13 protein-coding genes and 1 riboswitch are annotated in these 15,863 nt (G+C 72.3%); of the genes, 2 read left to right on the top strand and 11 right to left on the bottom strand.

The window, feature by feature from the left end; genetic code table 11:
- Window positions 1-22 precede the first annotated feature (22 nt).
- The 4 genes from ICC28_RS11080 to ICC28_RS11065 form a co-directional block, all read right to left on the bottom strand.
- Window positions 23-1,474, bottom strand: a complete 1,452-nt coding sequence (locus ICC28_RS11080; RefSeq protein WP_188288293.1) for a glycine hydroxymethyltransferase — start codon at window positions 1,472-1,474, stop codon at window positions 23-25.
- 41 nt (window positions 1,475-1,515) lie between these two features.
- A riboswitch (ZMP/ZTP riboswitch) is annotated at window positions 1,516-1,605 on the bottom strand.
- A 97-nt stretch (window positions 1,606-1,702) separates the two neighbouring features.
- Window positions 1,703-2,890 carry a glutathionylspermidine synthase family protein gene (locus ICC28_RS11075; protein ID WP_188288292.1) on the bottom strand — a complete coding sequence of 396 codons (1,188 nt, stop codon included), beginning with the start codon at window positions 2,888-2,890 and terminating at the stop codon, window positions 1,703-1,705.
- 33 nt (window positions 2,891-2,923) lie between these two features.
- On the bottom strand, window positions 2,924-3,271 hold the full coding sequence (locus ICC28_RS11070; protein WP_188288291.1) for a hypothetical protein: 348 nt from the start codon (window positions 3,269-3,271) through the stop codon (window positions 2,924-2,926).
- 51 nt (window positions 3,272-3,322) lie between these two features.
- A complete protein-coding gene (locus tag ICC28_RS11065; protein ID WP_188288290.1) occupies window positions 3,323-4,711 on the bottom strand; it encodes a PLP-dependent aminotransferase family protein in 1,389 nt (462 codons plus the stop codon).
- Between the two features lie 47 nt (window positions 4,712-4,758).
- Here ICC28_RS11065 and ICC28_RS11060 point away from each other — a divergent pair, with 47 nt between their 5' ends.
- Together ICC28_RS11060 and ICC28_RS11055 are read left to right on the top strand one after the other, a co-directional pair.
- Window positions 4,759-5,277 (top strand): carboxymuconolactone decarboxylase family protein, encoded by a 519-nt coding sequence (locus tag ICC28_RS11060; RefSeq protein WP_188288289.1) that lies wholly within the window; start codon window positions 4,759-4,761, stop codon window positions 5,275-5,277.
- A gap of 29 nt (window positions 5,278-5,306) precedes the next feature.
- Window positions 5,307-6,026 (top strand): isocitrate lyase/phosphoenolpyruvate mutase family protein, encoded by a 720-nt coding sequence (locus tag ICC28_RS11055; protein WP_188288288.1) that lies wholly within the window; start codon window positions 5,307-5,309, stop codon window positions 6,024-6,026.
- A gap of 3 nt (window positions 6,027-6,029) precedes the next feature.
- On the opposite strand, the gene ICC28_RS11050 is transcribed toward ICC28_RS11055, so the two are convergent.
- The 7 genes from ICC28_RS11050 to ICC28_RS11020 all read right to left on the bottom strand — a co-directional run bounded on the left by ICC28_RS11050 (window position 6,030) and on the right by ICC28_RS11020 (window position 15,364).
- Window positions 6,030-6,983 carry an ABC transporter substrate-binding protein gene (locus ICC28_RS11050; RefSeq protein ID WP_188288287.1) on the bottom strand — a complete coding sequence of 318 codons (954 nt, stop codon included), beginning with the start codon at window positions 6,981-6,983 and terminating at the stop codon, window positions 6,030-6,032.
- 1 nt (window position 6,984) lies between these two features.
- The gene (locus tag ICC28_RS11045) at window positions 6,985-8,928 is read right to left on the bottom strand and encodes an ABC transporter permease (protein ID WP_188288286.1); all 1,944 of its coding nucleotides are present in this window, start codon (window positions 8,926-8,928) and stop codon (window positions 6,985-6,987) included.
- Entirely contained in the window at window positions 8,928-9,971 is a 1,044-nt protein-coding gene (locus tag ICC28_RS11040) for a glycine betaine/L-proline ABC transporter ATP-binding protein (protein WP_188288285.1), read from the bottom strand. Before ICC28_RS11040 ends, ICC28_RS11045 begins: the two co-directional genes overlap by 1 nt.
- Window positions 9,971-11,500 (bottom strand): GMC family oxidoreductase, encoded by a 1,530-nt coding sequence (locus ICC28_RS11035; protein WP_188288284.1) that lies wholly within the window; start codon window positions 11,498-11,500, stop codon window positions 9,971-9,973. Before ICC28_RS11035 ends, ICC28_RS11040 begins: the two co-directional genes overlap by 1 nt.
- A gap of 44 nt (window positions 11,501-11,544) precedes the next feature.
- Window positions 11,545-13,044, bottom strand: a complete 1,500-nt coding sequence (locus tag ICC28_RS11030; protein WP_188288283.1) for an aldehyde dehydrogenase family protein — start codon at window positions 13,042-13,044, stop codon at window positions 11,545-11,547.
- Window positions 13,045-13,437: 393 nt separating this feature from the next.
- Window positions 13,438-14,229, bottom strand: coding sequence for a hypothetical protein (locus ICC28_RS11025; RefSeq protein ID WP_188288282.1), 792 nt, complete (start codon window positions 14,227-14,229; stop codon window positions 13,438-13,440).
- A gap of 145 nt (window positions 14,230-14,374) precedes the next feature.
- Window positions 14,375-15,364, bottom strand: a complete 990-nt coding sequence (locus ICC28_RS11020) for a malate dehydrogenase (RefSeq protein ID WP_188288281.1) — start codon at window positions 15,362-15,364, stop codon at window positions 14,375-14,377.
- Window positions 15,365-15,863 lie beyond the last annotated feature (499 nt).

Below are 15,863 nucleotides of genomic sequence, written 5' to 3'. Positions count from 1 at the left end.
TGACAACTCAACAGGGTGTGGGTCAGCCGAGGTCGATCTCCGGGTAGAGCGGGAAGCCGGCCACCAGGTCGGTGGCGCGGCGGGAGATCTCGTCCGCGATCTTGGCGTCGAGGACGTGGGCGGCCTTGGAGGGGGCGCCGGACTTGGTGGTGCCCGCCTCCGTGGTGGTCAGGACGCGGTCGATGAGCCCGGCGACCTCGTCCATCTCGGCGGTGCCGAGACCGCGGGTGGTCAGGGCGGGGGTGCCGATGCGGATGCCGGAGGTGTACCAGGCTCCGTTCGGGTCGGCCGGGATCGCGTTGCGGTTGGTGACGATGCCGGATTCGAGGAGGGCGGCCTCGGCCTGGCGGCCGGTGAGGCCGTAGGAGGAGGCGACGTCGATGAGGTTCAGGTGGTTGTCCGTGCCGCCGGTCACCAGGGTCGCGCCCCGGCGCATCAGGCCGTCCGCCAGGGCCCGGGAGTTGTCGACGATGCGCTGGGCGTAGTCGCGGAAGGAGTCCTGCCGCGCCTCCGCCAGCGCGACCGCCTTGGCGGCCATGACGTGCGGGAGCGGGCCGCCGAGGACCATCGGGCAGCCGCGGTCGACTTGGTCCTTGAGGGAGTCGTCGCACAGGACCATGCCGCCGCGCGGGCCACGCAGCGACTTGTGGGTGGTGGTGGTGACGATCTGCGCGTGCGGCACGGGGTCGAAGTCGCCGGTCAACACCTTGCCGGCGACCAGGCCCGCGAAGTGGGCCATGTCGACCATGAGCGTGGCGCCGACCTCGTCGGCGATCTCGCGCATGATCCGGAAGTTCACCAGGCGGGGGTAGGCGGAGTACCCGGCGACGATGATCATCGGCTTGAACTCGCGGGCCGTGGCGCGCAGGGCCTCGTAGTCGAGGAGGCCGGTCGCCGGGTCGGTGCCGTAGGAGCGCTGGTCGAACATCTTGCCGGAGATGTTCGGGCGGAAGCCGTGGGTGAGGTGGCCGCCGGCGTCCAGGGACATGCCGAGCATGCGCTGGTTGCCGAAGGCGCCGCGCAGCTCGGCCCAGTCGGCCTCGGAGAGGTCGTTGACCTGGCGGACGCCGGTCTTCTCCAGGAAGGGGGCCTCGACCCGGTCGGCCAGCACCGCCCAGAAGGCGACGAGGTTGGCGTCGATGCCGGAGTGCGGCTGGACGTAGGCGTGGCGGGCGCCGAAGAGCTCGCGGGCGTGCTCGGCGGCCAGGGACTCGACGGTGTCGACGTTGCGGCAGCCGGCGTAGAAGCGGCGGCCGACGGTGCCCTCGGCGTACTTGTCGCTGAACCAGTTGCCCATCGCCAGCAGGGTGGCCGGGGAGGCGTAGTTCTCGGAGGCGATCAGCTTGAGCATCTCGCGCTGGTCGTGGACTTCCTGGCCGATGGCGTCGGCGACCCGCGGCTCGACGGCGCGGATGACGTCGAGGGCGGCGCGGAAGGCGGTGGATTCGGTGGAGAGGGGCTGCTGCTCCGACATGGCGGCCTCCGGATGGCGTGGCGGGTTGCGGTCACGATTCACGGTTCGGCCCAGGCGCACGGCACACGGTCACAACCGGGCCGCTCCCCGATGGTCGGTCCCATCCCAGCGCGCCAGTCACGGCCCGCGGTCAGCCTACCGGGCGCGTCGGGGGGTGATGTTCCTCGGTCCACCATCCGAGCGGGACCCGGCACCGGGAGAGGGGGCCCGGCGCGCACGGCAGGTGCGTCACAGGATCACGTGCGGCAGGAAGCGGGCGTACTCGTCCGTGACCAGGCCGGCGGACTCGCGGATGCCGAGGCCCGCCGACTCGTCCTCGACGACCCAGGCGCCGAGCACGACACGGTTGCCGTCGAAGGACGGCAGGGGCGCCAACTCCTGGTAGCAGCAGCGCTCTTCGGCCCGTACGACGGGGGCGGCACCGGGTTCGTGCACGGTGACGCCCGCGCCTTCCCGGCCGAGGAGGGGCTTGGTGACGTAGCCGGTCGTCGTGGCCAGGTCGCGGGGGCCGTCGAGGTGGGCGGCGAGGAGGTTGGGGTGGCCGGGGTAGAGCTCCCAGAGGATCGCCAGGAGGGCCTTGTTGGACAGGAGCATCTTCCAGGCCGGTTCGATCCACAGGGTGGTGCCGGTGCCGCCGCCGTTGTCGAGGGTGTCCAGGACGTGGTCGGCGAAGCGGTCGGTGGTGAGCCACTCCCACGGGTAGAGCTTGAAGCAGCTGCGGATGAAGCGGAGCCGGTTGTCGACGAAGCGGCGGGAGAGGCGGTCCCAGCCGATCTCCTCCATGGAGATCCAGTCGGTGTCGAGGCCGGCCTGTTCGGCGGTCTCCTTGAGGTAGGCGACCGTCATGAGGTCCTCGCCGGCCTCGTCGGCGGAGGAGTGCGCGAAGTACAGGGGGCTGCCGGGCGGCAGCAGGGCGGCCTGCTTCTTCCAGGCGTCGACGAGGCGTTCGTGCAGGGAGTTCCACTGGTCGGCGCCGGGGAAGCGCTCCTCCATCCAGAACCACTGCGGGGAGGCGGCCTCGACCAGCGAGGTGGGGGTGTCGGCGTTGTACTCCAGCAGCTTGGCCGGGCCGGTGCCGTCGTAGCGCAGGTCGAAGCGGCCGTAGACGGAGGGCAGTTCGGCGCGGCGGTGCCAGGACTCGGCGACCGCGTGTGCGAGGCGCGGGTCGGTGATGCCGAGGTCGGCGAAGCGGTCCTCGGTGACGATGTGCTCGGCCGCGGCCAGGCACATGCGGTGGAGTTCCTCGACGACCTCCTCCAGCGCCTCGACCTCCTCCAGCGAGAAGACGTAGTAGGCGCTCTCGTCCCAGTAGGGGCGCAGGGAGTTGTCGGGGTAGCGGGTCAGCGGATAGACCAGGCCCTGTTCCTCGACGGTCTGCTGCCAGCCGGGGCGGGGGGCGATGGTGCGGCGTTCCATGGCGTACGTCCCAAGGAGGTCGGGGATGCCGGCTCAGCTGCCGCTGCTGCGGGAGGCCGAGCAGCCGAATCCGCCCCGGTCGACGGCCGTGCTGCGGCTGAAGGTGCCGTATTCGGCGCGGCCGCCCTTGACGTCGGCGTCGTAGTACCAGGCGGCGTCGGTGCCGCCGGTCTTCCTGCCGCCCCCGCCGTAGGAGGAACCCGAGGCGCCGGAGGAGCAGTTGTGGTCGGCGATGACCTTGTAGCCGTCCCAGGTGTAGCTGTCGCGGTCGACGCAGCGGCGGTCGGGTTCCGAGCTGCAGGAGGTCAGGGCCGCCGCGACGACTCCCATGCCGCCGAGCACGACGGTGCTGGACCGCAGCCGACGCCGTGTTTCCGCCATCTCACTGTCTCCCCTGCGTCTCAACCGGTACCTGTCAACCGGCCGCTCACCTTACGGCAGCACGCGGGACAGGGCTTCCAGAGCCCCTGCCCACGCGTGGTCCGGGGGTGTGCCGTAGCCCACGACCAGGGCGTCGGCGGGTTCGGTCCGCGCGGCCTGGTGGCGGTAGAAGGACAGGCCGTGCAGGGCCAGGCCCTGCCAGGCGGCGGCCTGGACGACGGAGTGTTCGGTGCCGGGCGGCAGGCGCAGGACGGCGTGCAGTCCGGCGGCGATGCCGGTGACGCGGATGTGCGGGGCATGGGTGGCGAGGGCGGCGACCAGGGCGTCGCGGCGGCGCCGGTAGCGCAGGCGGGCGGCGCGGACGTGGCGGTCGTGGGCGCCGGAGTCGATGAACTCGGCGAGGGTGAGCTGGTCGAGCACTCCGCAGGTGTCCGTCGCGCCCTTGGCCCGCGTGACCTCCTCCACGAGGTCCGGCGGCAGGACCAGCCAGGCCAGGCGGAGGCCGGGGGCCAGGGACTTGCTCGCCGTGCCGAGGTGGACGACGTGCTCGGGGTCCAGGCCCTGGAGCGCGCCCACGGGCTGGCGGTCGTAGCGGAACTCGCCGTCGTAGTCGTCCTCCAGGATCACGCCGCCGGTGCGTCGGGCCCAGTCCAGGACGGCGGCCCGTCGGTCACGGTGCAGGGCCGCGCCCATCGGGAACTGGTGGGCGGGGGTGAGCAGGACGGCGCCGGGGCCGGTCAACCCCGTGGGGTCCGTGCCGAGTTCGTCGAAGGGCAGCGGTTCGGTGCGCAGTCCGGCCGCCGCCAGCAGCTTCCAGTGCATGTCGAGGCCGTACGACTCCACGGTGACGGTATGCAGGCCGCGGGCCCGCAGGACCGTGCCGAGCAGCGCGAGGCCGTGCGCGAAGCCGGCGCAGACGACGATGCGTTCGGGGTCGGCGCGCACGCCGCGGACCCGGGAGAGATAGCCGGCGAGTGCGGTGCGCAGTTCGACGCGGCCACGCGGGTCGCCGTAGCCGAGGACGTCGTGCGGGGCCGCGGCGAGGGCGCGGCGGGCGGCCTTGAGCCATGCGGCGCGGGGGAAGGAGGCGAGGTCGGGGGTGCCGGGGACCAGGTCGTAGGCGGGCCGGGGGCGGGTGCGGCGGCTGGGGGCGGTGGACGCCGGCTCCCTGGCGCGTCCTTCGGCGACGCGGGTGCCGGAGCCCTGGCGGGCGGTGAGCCAGCCCTCGGCGACGAGGTCGGCGTAGGCCTCGGCGACAGTGTTGCGGGCGATGCCGAGGTCGGCGGCGAGGGAGCGGGAGGAGGGCAGCCGGGTGCCGGGAGCCAGGCGTCCGGTGCGGACGGCCTCGCGCAGGGCGTCGGTCAGACCCCGGCGCAGTCCGGGGCCGGCCGCCGGTTCCAGATGGAGGTCGATGCCCAAAGTGGCCCATGTGCCCGCCATGGAAATGGACCATACCCCTGGGCCTTTGTGCTCCTAGGGTCGAGGACATGACGACGACGACCGAAGACACCGCCCCTGCCGAAGTCGACTACGCCCCCGAGCACACCCCCCCCCGGCTGCGCTGGGCCGAGCACGTTCCCGAGGTCTACAAGGCGATGGTCCGGCTCGACGCGGCCGCCCGGCGGGGCCTGGACGCGAAGCTGCTGGAGCTGGTGAAGGTGCGAGCCTCGCAGCTCAACCGCTGTGCGTTCTGCCTGGACATGCACAGCAAGGACGCGCTGGCGGCGGGCGAGAGCGTCGAGCGGATCGTCCAGCTCGGCGCATGGGAGGAGTCGGCGCACTTCTACACGGAGAAGGAGCTGGCGGCGCTCGCGCTGACCGACGCGGTGACCGTGCTGACCGACGGTTTCGTGCCGGACGCGGTGTACGAGAAGGCCGCCGCGCAGTTCGAGGAGGCCGAGCTGGCGCAGCTGATCGCCGCGATCACGGTGATCAACGCCTGGAACCGGTTCGGGGTGACCTGCCGGATGACGCCGGGGCACTACCGGCCGGGGCAGCACGGGTGAGCCCGCGGAAGCAGGGGGGGGGACGCGACATGAGCAAGGCCGAGGTGTTCCGCGCGCTGCATCACGGGCGGTTGCCGAGTGATCCCCTGGTCCTGCCGGGGCCGTGGGACGCGGCGAGCGCGCGGGTCTTCGCCGAGGCCGGGTTCGCGGCGCTGGCCACGCCGAGCGCGGGGGTCGCCGCCTCCCTCGGGTACCGGGACGGGGAGACTCCGGCCGACGAGATGTTCGCGGCGGTCGCCCGGATCGTGCGGGCGGTGGACGTGCCGGTGTCGGCGGACGTCGAGGACGGTTACGGGCTGGCGCCGAAGGAGCTGGTGGAGCGGCTGCTGGAGGTCGGCGCGGTCGGCTGCAACCTGGAGGACTCCGTCGACGGCGTCCTGAAGGACCCGCGGGAGCACGCCGAGTGGCTGGCCGAGGTGCGGGCCGCCGCCGGGGACGGGCTCTTCGTCAACGCCCGGGTCGACACCTACCTCCGCGGGGTCACCGATCCCGACAGGACCATCGAGCGGGCCGCGCTGTACGTCGCCGCGGGCGCCGACTGCGTGTATCCGATCCGCGCCCCCGCCAAGGTGCTGCCGCTGCTGCGGTCCGGGATCCGCGGCCCGCTGAACGTGCTCGCCGACCTGGACGGCGAGGGCCCCGCGCCCACCGCGCTCGGTGAACTCGGGGCCACACGCATCACCTTCGGGCCGTTGCTCCAGCGCAAGGCACAGTCCGCGCTCCGGGAGATCGCAGCCGGCCTGCGGTAGGGGTCAGGACAGCCACGCCTTCCAGGTGGACTCGTGGCTGTCCACCCACTTCTTCGCCGCGTCCTCGGGGCTGAGCTTCTGGTCGGCGATCATCAGGGAGACCTCGTTCTGGTCCTCGGTCGTCCACTGGAAGTTCTTCAGCAGGGCCGCGGCCCGGCCGCCGTCCTCGGCGAAGTCGGCGTTCAGGTACTTCTGCAGCGGGGTGTGCGGGTAGGCGCAGGCGACCTTCTTGGGGTCCGCGTCGCAGCCCTCCTTGTACTCCGGCAGCTTCACCTCGGTCATCGGGACCTTCTTGAACAGCCACTGGGGGGCGTACCAGTAGGTGAGGAAGGGCTTGCGCTCCTTGGCGAACTGTTTGATCTGGGTGATCTGGGCGGCCTCCGAACCGGCGAAGACCACCTGGTAGTTCAGGTCCAGGTTGGCCACCAGCGCCTTGTCGTTGGTGACGTAGGAGGGGGAGCCGTCCAGCAGTTGGCCCTTGCTGCCGCTCTCCGGAGTACGCATCTGCTCGGCGTACTTGTTGAGGTTCTTCCAGTCGGTGACGTCGGGGTGCTGCTCGGCGAAGTACGTCGGGACGTACCAGCCGATGTGGCCGGTGACGCCGAGGTCGCCTCCGTTGACGATGGTCTTCTTGTCCTCGACGTACCGCTTCTCCTGGTCGGGGTGTCCCCAGTCCTCCAGGATGGCGTCGACGCGGCCCTGGCTGAGCGCGTCCCAGGCGGGGACCTCGTCGACCTGGACGGTGTCGACGCGGTAGCCGAGTTCGTGTTCCAGCAGGTACTGGGCGACGGCCACGTTGGCCTGCGCGCCCACCCAGGACTGGACGGACAGGGTCACCGTCTTCGCGCCTTGCGCGTTGGCGAAGGGCGAGGCCTGCCGGGTCATGTCGGCGGCGCCGCAGCCGGTGAGGAGGAGCAGCGCGGCCGCCGCGGCGGTCGTGGCGGTACGGACTCGCATGTCACGCTCCCTTCGTCGTACGGCGTTCGGTCGGCTGGGTCACCCGGTCGAGCATCAGGCCCAGGCACACGATCGCGGCGCCGGCCACCAGACCGGTCGCGAGGTCGCCCTGGGCGAGGCCGAAGACGACGTCGTAGCCGAGCGCTCCGCCGCCGACCAGGCCGCCGATGATCACGACGGCGAGGACCAGGACCACGCCCTGGTTGAGGGCGAGCAGCAACGAACGCCGGGCGAGCGGGAGTTGCACCTGCCACAGCTGCTGGACGCCGGTCGCGCCGAGCGAGCGGGAGGACTCCAGGGCGGCCGGGTCGACCTGGCGCAGGCCCTGCGCGGTGATCCGGACGACGGCGGGCAGCGCGTAGACGACGGCCGCGGCGACCGCGGGGGCGCGGCCGACGCCGAACAGGGCGACGACCGGGATCAGGTACACGAACTGCGGCATGGTCTGGAAGACGTCCAGGACGGGGCGCAGGGCCCGTTCGAAGCGGTCGCTGCGGGCGGCGGCGATGCCGGTCGCGAAGCCCAGCACGAGGGTGACGGCGACGGCCGCCAGGACCTGCGAGAGCGTGTCGAGGGACGGCTCCCAGACGCCGAGCACCCCGATGGCGGCCATCGCGAGCACGGCGGTCAGCGCGGTGCGCCAGGTGCCGATGAGCCAGGCCAGGGCGGCGACCAGCAGCAGCACCGACCACCACGGCAGCCACTGCAGGCCGTCGCGTAGGGGGTCCAGGACCCAGGTGGTGAAGTGGCCGGCCCACTCGGCGGTGCCGCCGATCACGGGCACGCCGGAGTAGAGGTGGTCGGTCATCCAGTCGACGGCCCGGTTGACGGGCTCGGCGATGTTCAGGGTCCAGGCCTCGGGCCATTCGAGGCGGTCCGTGAGGCGTCCGGCGAGCGCCACGGCGAGGGCGGCGACGAGGGCGTAGGGCCACCGGCCGGTGGGCCGGGTCTCCGCCGTGCCGCCGCTACCGGCCGCCGCGGTGACCCGGTCCAGGACGACGGCCAGCAGCACGATCGGGATGCCGGCCGCGAGCGCGGCGCCGACGTCGACCGAGGCGAGCGCCTGGTAGACGCGGTCGCCGAGGCCGCCGGCGCCGATCACCGAGGCGATGACCGCCATCGACAGCGCCATCATGATCGTCTGGTTGACGCCGAGGAGGAGCTCCTTGCGGGCCAGCGGGATGCGGGCGGTCAGCAGGCGCTGGCGTGCGGTGGCGCCGAGCGAGTCGACCGCCTCCAGGACCTCCTTGTCGGCGCCGCGCAGGCCGAGGGCGGTGAGCCGGGCCATGGGCGGGGCGGCGTAGACGACGGTGGCGAGGACGGCGGCGGGGACTCCGATGCCGAAGACCAGGACGACGGGGAGGAGGTAGGCGAAGGCCGGGAGCACCTGCATGGTGTCCAGGACCGGGCGCAGGGCCCGGTCGGTGCGCTCCGACAGGCCGGCGGCGAGGCCGAGGAGGGCTCCGACGGCGACGGACGCCAGGACGGCGACCACCATCAGGGCGAGGGTCTGCATCGTCGGGACCCACATGCCGAGCAGGCCGCAGGCGGCGAAGGCGGCGGCGGTGCCGAGGGCGAGCCGCCAGTTCGCGGCCCGCCAGGCGAGGAAGGCCGCGACCGCGGTGACACCGGCCCAGCCCAGGGCGAGCAGCAGCAGGTAGACCGCGCGTACGGAGACGACGACGGCGTTGCTGACGTGCCCGAAGAAGTAGAGGAAGAGGGGGTGGGTGTCCCGGTTGTCGATGATCCAGGTGCTGGCGTCGGTGAGGGGGGTGGTGAGGTCGATCGTCAGGGGGGCCGGCCAGGTGCCGCCGGCCCAGCGGGCGTTCGCCAGCGGTACGAGGACCGCGGCGGCCAGGCCGAGCAGCAGCAGCTTGCGGACGGCGGGGCGTTTGAGGATGCCGGGCAGGGCCGCGCGGGGCGCGGCGGCGGTCGCCGTGGCCATCAGGCCACCTCCTTGCGCGGCTCCGTCCCCGCTACGACGCCGAGGAGCCGTTCGTGGTCGACCACCCCCAGACAACGTCCCTCGTCCATGACCCGGGCCGGGGCGCCGCTGCGTGCCACGGCCTCGATGGCCTCCGAGACCGTGGCGTCCGGTGCGAGGGCGGGGCCGCTGCCCGCTTCCTCGGCCGACGCGGGGCGCATCGCCGTACGGACCGTCATGACCTGCTCGCGCGGCACGTCGCGGACGAACTCACGGACGTAGTCGTCGGCCGGGGAGCCCACGATCTCCTCCGGGGTGCCGAGCTGGACGACGCGGCCGTCGCGCATCAGGGCGATGCGGTCGCCGAGTTTCAGGGCCTCGGACAGGTCGTGGGTGATGAAGACCATGGTGCGGCCCTCCTCGCGGTGCAGCCGCACGACCTCCTCCTGCATGTCCCTGCGGATGAGGGGGTCGAGCGCGCTGAACGGCTCGTCGAAGAGGAGGACTTCGGGGTCCACCGCGAGCGCCCGTGCCAGGCCGACGCGCTGGCGCTGGCCGCCGGAGAGCTGGCTCGGCCTGCGCTGCTCCATGCCCTCCAGGCCGACCTTGGCGACGACCTGCGCGGCGCGTTCGCGGCGCTGGGCCTTGTTCATGCCCTGGATCTCCAGGCCGTAGGCCACGTTGTCGAGGACCGTGCGGTGGGGCAGCAGGCCGAAGTGCTGGAAGACCATGGCGGCGCGGTGGCGGCGCAGTTCGCGCAGCCGGGTGCGGTCCATGGCGCGGACGTCCTCGCCGTCGATGGCGATGGTGCCGGCGGTCGGTTCGACGAGGCGGGTGAGGCAGCGGACCAGGGTGGACTTGCCGGAGCCGGACAGGCCCATGACCACGAAGACCTCGCCCTTGCGGACGTCGAAGGAGACGTCGCGGACGGCGGCGGTGCAGCCGGTGCGGGAGCGGAGTTCGGGCGCGTCCAGTGTGCTCAGCTCGGGGTCGGCGGGGATTCTGTCCGCCTTGGGGCCGAAGACCTTCCACAGGCCGTCGACGGAGAAGACCGGGGTACTCATCACGCGTCACCGCCGATCAGGTCCACGGCTCGTTCCCCGACCATGAGCACGCCGATCATCGGGTTCACCGCGGTCATGGTGGGGAAGACGGAGGCGTCGGCGATGCGGATGCCGTCCAGGCCGCGGATCCTCAGCTCGGGGTCGACCACGGCGAGCGGGTCGTCGCTCGCGCCCATGCGGCAGGTGCCCGCGGGGTGGTAGACGGTGTGCGCGACCTTGCGGGCGTACTCGCTCAGCTCCTCGTCGCCGGTGACGTCGGGGCCGGGGCACACCTCCCGCTTCAGCCAGTGGGCGAGGGGCGCCTCCTTGGCTATCTCTCGGGCGATCTTGATGCCGTCGACGAGGGTGCGGCCGTCGTAGTCGTCCTCGTCGGTGAAGTAGCGGAAGTCCAGGGCGGGCTTGACCTGCGGGTCGGCGCTGGTCAGGTAGAGGCGGCCGCGGCTCTTGGGCTTGGGGATGTTCGGGGTCATCGAGACGCCGAACTCCGGGCGCTGGTAGCCCAGTCGCTCCGGGTTGTCCGTGAACGGGATCTGGTAGAAGTGGAACATCAGGTCGGGGCCCGCGTGTTCGGGGTCGCGGCGCACGAACAGGCCCGCGTCGGAGTCCATCGCGGAGTTCTCGGGGATGGGGCCGTTCGTCTCCCAGACGATCACCGACTCGGGGTGGTCGAGCAGGTTCTCGCCGACGCCCGGCAGGTCGTGGACCACGGGGATGCCCAGTGCCTCCAGGTCCTCGCGGGGGCCGATGCCGGAGTGCAGCAGGAGCCGGGGCGAGTCGACGGCGCCCGCGCACAGGACGACCTCGTTCCGGGCCCGTACGAGGAACTCCTCGCCGTCCTTGGCGCGGACGTGCACGCCCGTGGCGCGGGTGCCGTCCAGCTCCAGCTTGTGGGCCCAGGTCTCCAGGAGGATGCGGAGGTTGGGCCGCTCGTCCATCACCGGGTGCAGGTAGGCCACCGAGGCGGAGGACCGCTTGTTGTTCTCCGGGTGGTAGGCGAGGTCGAAGAAGCCGACGCCCTCGGTGAACGGCTTCTTGTTGAAGCCCTCCACGCGCGGCACGCCGAGCGCCGACTGCGCCGCGTCGACGAAGTCGCGGGCGATGGCGTTGCGGTCCTTCTCGTCGACCGGGACGATGTTGTTCTTCAGCCGCGCGTAGTACGCCTCCATCGGCACCGCGCCCCAGCCCTTGGCGCCGGCCGCCTCCCACTCGTCCCAGTCGGACGGCAGCGGCTTGAACGCGATGAGGGTGTTGTGGGAGGAGCAGCCGCCGAGCACGCGGGCGCGGCTGTGCCGGATGTGGGAGTTGCCGCGCGGCTGTTCGGTGGTCGGGTAGTCGTAGTCCAGCTCGCCGCCGAGCAGGCCCATCCAGCGGCGCAGGGTGAGGACGTCGTCGCGGCCGACGTCGCTGGGGCCGCCCTCGATGACGGCGACGGTGACGTCCGGGTTCTCGGTCAGGCGGGAGGCGATGACGGAGCCTGCGGTGCCGCCGCCGATGACGACGTAGTCGTAGACGTGGGTGTTCTCGGGCATGGGAGGGGTTACTCCAGGTCCTGGGGCGTGCGGAGGGGAGGGGCTCAGCCGGCGAACCAGCGGACGGGCTTCGGCGCGAGGTTCTGGTAGATGTGCTTGCTCTCGCGGTACTCGGCGAGGCCGGCGGGGCCCAGCTCGCGGCCGACGCCGCTCTTGCCGAAGCCGCCCCACTCCGCCTGCGGCAGGTAGGGGTGGAAGTCGTTGATCCAGACGGTGCCGTGCCGCAGCCGGCCGGCCACCCGGCGGGCGCGGCCCGCGTCGGCGGTCCAGACGGCGCCGGCGAGGCCGTACTCGGTGTCGTTGGCGAGGGCCACGGCCTCGTCCTCGGTGCGGAAGGTCTCGACGGTGAGGACCGGTCCGAAGACCTCCTCGCGGACGACCTTCATCTCGCGGTGGCAGCCGTCGAGGACGGTCGGCTCGTAGAAGTAGCCGGGGCCGTCGGGGCGCTTGCCGCCGGTGCGCAGGACCGCCCCCTCCGCGAGTGCGGAGGCGACGTACGCCTCGACCTTCGCGCGCTGCTGCTCGGAGACGAGGGGGCCGCACTCGACGCCGTCGTCGGTGCCGCGGCCGAGGCGGATCTTCGAGGCGCGGTGGGCGAGTTCGGTGACGAAGCGCTCGCGGATCGACTCCTCGACGATGAGCCGGGAGCCGGCGGAGCAGACCTGGCCGCTGTGGATGAAGGCGGCGTTGAGGGCCTGGTCGACGGCCGTGTCGAAGGCCTCGTCGGTGGCGCAGGCGTCGGCGAAGACGACGTTGGGGTTCTTGCCGCCGAGTTCGAGGGCGACCTTCTTCACGGTGGGCGCGGCGGCCTGGGCCACCTTGGTGCCGCTGATCAGGCCGCCGGTGAAGGAGACGAGGTCGACGTCGGGGTGCTCGGCGAGGCGGGCGCCGACCGTGTGGCCGGGGCCGGTGACGATGTTGGCGACTCCGGCGGGCAGCCCGGCCTCGGTGAGCAGTTCGATCAGGGCGACGGTGGTCAGCGGGGTGATCTCGCTCGGCTTGACCACGAAGGTGTTGCCGGCGGCCAGCGCCGGGGCGATCTTCCAACTGGCCTGGAGGAGCGGGTAGTTCCAGGGGGTGATCAGCGCGCAGACACCGACCGGCTCGTGCACGACGACGCTGTGGATGTCGGGCGAGCCCGCGTCGACGACCCGGCCGGGGGCCTCGGCGGCGACGAGGTCGGCGAAGTAGCGGAAGGCGTCGGCGACGCAGTCGATGTCGACGCGGCCCTCCTCGAGGGTCTTTCCGGCGTCGCGGCTCTCCAGCAGACCGAGTTCCTCGCGGTCGCGCACGAGGAGGTCGGCGACGCGGCGCAGGAGGGCGGCGCGTTCGGCGACGGGCGTGGTGGGCCAGGTGCCCCGGCCGCCGTCGAAAGCGCGCCGGGCGGCCTCGACCGCCAGGTCGGTGTCCTTCTCGTCACCTTCGGCGACCACGGCGAAGGGCCGGGCGTCCGTGGGGTCGACGATCTCGCGAGTGGCTCCGGAGACGGCTTCCCGCCACGCGCCGTCGACATGGATCGTCCGTTGTGCCTGCTGCCTTGCCATGCTCGGTATTGCCTTCCGTTCCTGGTCAGTGCCCCTGAGTCACATGGGTGTCACCTTCGGGGACCGTGGCCGCCTGCCCGGACGTTCCCCAGACATGCGCGATCCATGACCGAAAGTGGGCTGTGTCACTGAACATGCGGGCAAAAGGGGCAAAACACAGGTCGACCCGCACCGCACCCTGCCCCCTCCCCACCCACGGAGGCGCAGGCGATGTACCGGGCCCGCGGATGCACGGAGATCCCGGCGTACGCCGATCACGTCCACGCCGGCCACTGGTTCGAGAAGCGGCTGCTGGCGGCGCACCGACCGCCCGGCGAACGCCTCCCGCGCCCGCCCCGCGCGGCCGGGCGGGGCGGGCGCGCGGCCCGCGTGCGTGAAGGAGTCGGTCGCCGGCTAGGCGCAGTCGGCCCCCGTCGGGCAGAAGGAGGCCAGGGCCGTGGTGAGCGGGGCGCGGACCAGGTCCGGGGCCAGGTGCTCGGGGCCGCTGGAGCGGATCGTGTAGGGCGTGCCGTCGGCGGACTCGAAGCGGCGGTCGATGACCAGGCGGGGGCCGTTGGCCTCGTCGTCGTAGCGGTAGGAGAGTTCGGTGAAGCCGGGGCCCGAGTCGCGGGTCAGGGGCCGGTATCCGGGGCGGTTGCGGAAGCCGTAGCCGGCGGCGGTCTCCGCGACCTGCTGGGACTGGGCGTAGTCCTGCTCCGTGATCTCGAAGATCTGGAGCCGGCGGCCGTCGTCCGGGGCGTCGTAGAAGACGACCGGGGCCTTCTGGCCCGGCTGCTGGCGGCGGATCCAGTCCTCGGGGACGAGCAGGGTGTAGCCGACGGGGTCCTCGACGCTCCGGTAGCCGGCGGGCAGGGGCGTGGGCGGGGTGGTCGTGGTCGGTGGGGTCGTCGTGGTCGGTGGGGTGGCCGTGGTCGGTGGGGTGATGGTGACCGTTGCGCGGGCGTCGTCCCTGACCAGGGCCCACACTCCGGCCCCCGCGCCCACACCGAGCACTACGGCGGCGAGGACGGCCGGAAGCAGTCGGCGCAGCCGGAGCGCGGGCCCCGGTGGCGGGGCCTGGGCGTAGGGGGAGGCGAGGTGGGTCTGGGTCTGGGCGGCCCAGGGCGGCACGCCGCCGTGCGGCTCGTGCGCGGACCAGGGGGCGTGGCCCCGTTCCTCACTCGGTTCGTGTCCCCAACCGCTCATCGCGAGAACCCCCCGAATCACCGTGGCGGGCAAGGCATTTCACGACGGTAGTGGCGAAAACGGGAACGGGCCCCGTCCCGGACGAAACCGGAACAGGGCCCGTGCGGACTCGTGACCTCGTGACAGAGGCCGCGTCCGGTACGGCTCAGATGAGGCCGAGGGCGCGGACCGCCTCGCGCTCCTCCGCGAGCTCGGCCACGGAGGCGTCGATGCGGGCGCGGGAGAACTCGTTGACGTCCAGGCCCTGGACGATCTCGTACTTGCCGTCCTTGCAGGTGACGGGGAAGGACGAGATGAGCCCCTCCGGCACGCCGTAGGAGCCGTCGGACGGGATGCCCATGGAGACCCAGTCGCCGTCGGCGGTGCCGTTGACCCAGGTGTGGACGTGGTCGATGGCGGCGTTGGCGGCGGAGGCGGCGGAGGAGGCGCCGCGGGCCTCGATGATGGCCGCGCCGCGCTTGGCGACGGTCGGGATGAAGTCCTCGGCCAGCCACTTCTCGTCGTTGACGACTTCGGCGGCGTTCTTGCCGGCGATGGTGGCGTTGAAGATGTCCGGGTACTGGGTGGCGGAGTGGTTGCCCCAGATGGTGAGCCGCTTGATGTCGGCGACCGTGGAGCCGGTCTTCTTCGCGAGCTGGGTCAGCGCGCGGTTGTGGTCCAGACGGGTCATCGCGGTGAAGCGCTCGGCCGGTACGTCCGGGGCGGCGGCCTGGGCGATCAGGGCGTTGGTGTTGGCCGGGTTGCCGACGACGAGGACCTTGATGTCGTCCGCGGCGTGGTCGTTGATGGCCTTGCCCTGCGGCTTGAAGATGCCGCCGTTGGCCTCCAGGAGGTCGCCGCGCTCCATGCCCTTGGTGCGGGGGCGGGCGCCGACGAGGAGGGCGACGTTGGCGCCGTCGAAGGCGACGTTCGGGTCGTCGCTGATGTCGATGCCCTGGAGGAGCGGGAACGCGCAGTCGTCCAGCTCCATGGCGGTGCCCTCGGCGGCCTTCAGCGCCGGGGTGATCTCCAGGAGGCGGAGCTTGACCGGCACGTCCGCGCCGAGCAGCTGGCCGGAGGCGATGCGGAAGAGCAGGGCGTAACCGATCTGGCCGGCCGCGCCGGTGACGGTGACGTTCACGGGAGTGCGGGTCATGGCGTTCTCCGTATGACAGCTGGCGGTGGGGCGTCCCTGCCCCGGGCGTTTGATCGATCTCTTGGCGTCAAGAGAATCCAGCGGTCAGGCTATCGCGCATCCGGGATCTCGGTTGCGCGGGTCTGTGTGGCCCAGGCCACAACCTGCGGGGGCGCCTACGGAAGGGGCGGCCGCCCGGTCCGGGAGAGGGGGGACTGGGGCGGCCGCCGGTGGGGGTGCCGGGTTGCCGGACTCCCGTGGGGGTACCGTGCGCGTGCCCCGACTGGGGGGTGACTATTCCTCACCCCCGCCGAATTGTTCCGCCCCCGCCGCCCCTACCCGTCCCGACCTCCAGGGGCTGCCGCCCCTTCGACCCCGCCCAGACCTTTGCCCACCCACCACCCGTTTCCAGTGGGTTGAAGGGTGAACCTCTCAGCCCACCGAGTCGGGTGGTAGATGGGCGAAGGCCGGGGGGCTGAAAGGCGAACCCCTCCGCCCACCGAGCCGGGTGGCAGATGGG

Origin of the sequence: Streptomyces sp. TRM68416 (assembly GCF_014596915.1) — a bacterium.
Taxonomy (GTDB): domain Bacteria; phylum Actinomycetota; class Actinomycetes; order Streptomycetales; family Streptomycetaceae; genus Streptomyces.
The sequence above is the reverse complement of the archived record's forward strand: the minus strand, read 5'-3'. Positions and strand labels throughout refer to the sequence as shown.

Coding starts and splice junctions, on each gene's coding strand:
- ICC28_RS11080 (WP_188288293.1), bottom strand. CDS start 1,474: ATGTCGGAGCAGCAGCCCCTCTCCACCGAATCCACCGCCTTCCGCGCC.
- ICC28_RS11075 (WP_188288292.1), bottom strand. CDS start 2,890: ATGGAACGCCGCACCATCGCCCCCCGCCCCGGCTGGCAGCAGACCGTC.
- ICC28_RS11070 (WP_188288291.1), bottom strand. CDS start 3,271: ATGGCGGAAACACGGCGTCGGCTGCGGTCCAGCACCGTCGTGCTCGGC.
- ICC28_RS11065 (WP_188288290.1), bottom strand. CDS start 4,711: ATGGCGGGCACATGGGCCACTTTGGGCATCGACCTCCATCTGGAACCG.
- ICC28_RS11060 (WP_188288289.1), top strand. CDS start 4,759: ATGACGACGACGACCGAAGACACCGCCCCTGCCGAAGTCGACTACGCC.
- ICC28_RS11055 (WP_188288288.1), top strand. CDS start 5,307: ATGAGCAAGGCCGAGGTGTTCCGCGCGCTGCATCACGGGCGGTTGCCG.
- ICC28_RS11050 (WP_188288287.1), bottom strand. CDS start 6,983: ATGCGAGTCCGTACCGCCACGACCGCCGCGGCGGCCGCGCTGCTCCTC.
- ICC28_RS11045 (WP_188288286.1), bottom strand. CDS start 8,928: ATGGCCACGGCGACCGCCGCCGCGCCCCGCGCGGCCCTGCCCGGCATC.
- ICC28_RS11040 (WP_188288285.1), bottom strand. CDS start 9,971: ATGAGTACCCCGGTCTTCTCCGTCGACGGCCTGTGGAAGGTCTTCGGC.
- ICC28_RS11035 (WP_188288284.1), bottom strand. CDS start 11,500: ATGCCCGAGAACACCCACGTCTACGACTACGTCGTCATCGGCGGCGGC.
- ICC28_RS11030 (WP_188288283.1), bottom strand. CDS start 13,044: ATGGCAAGGCAGCAGGCACAACGGACGATCCATGTCGACGGCGCGTGG.
- ICC28_RS11025 (WP_188288282.1), bottom strand. CDS start 14,229: ATGAGCGGTTGGGGACACGAACCGAGTGAGGAACGGGGCCACGCCCCC.
- ICC28_RS11020 (WP_188288281.1), bottom strand. CDS start 15,364: ATGACCCGCACTCCCGTGAACGTCACCGTCACCGGCGCGGCCGGCCAG.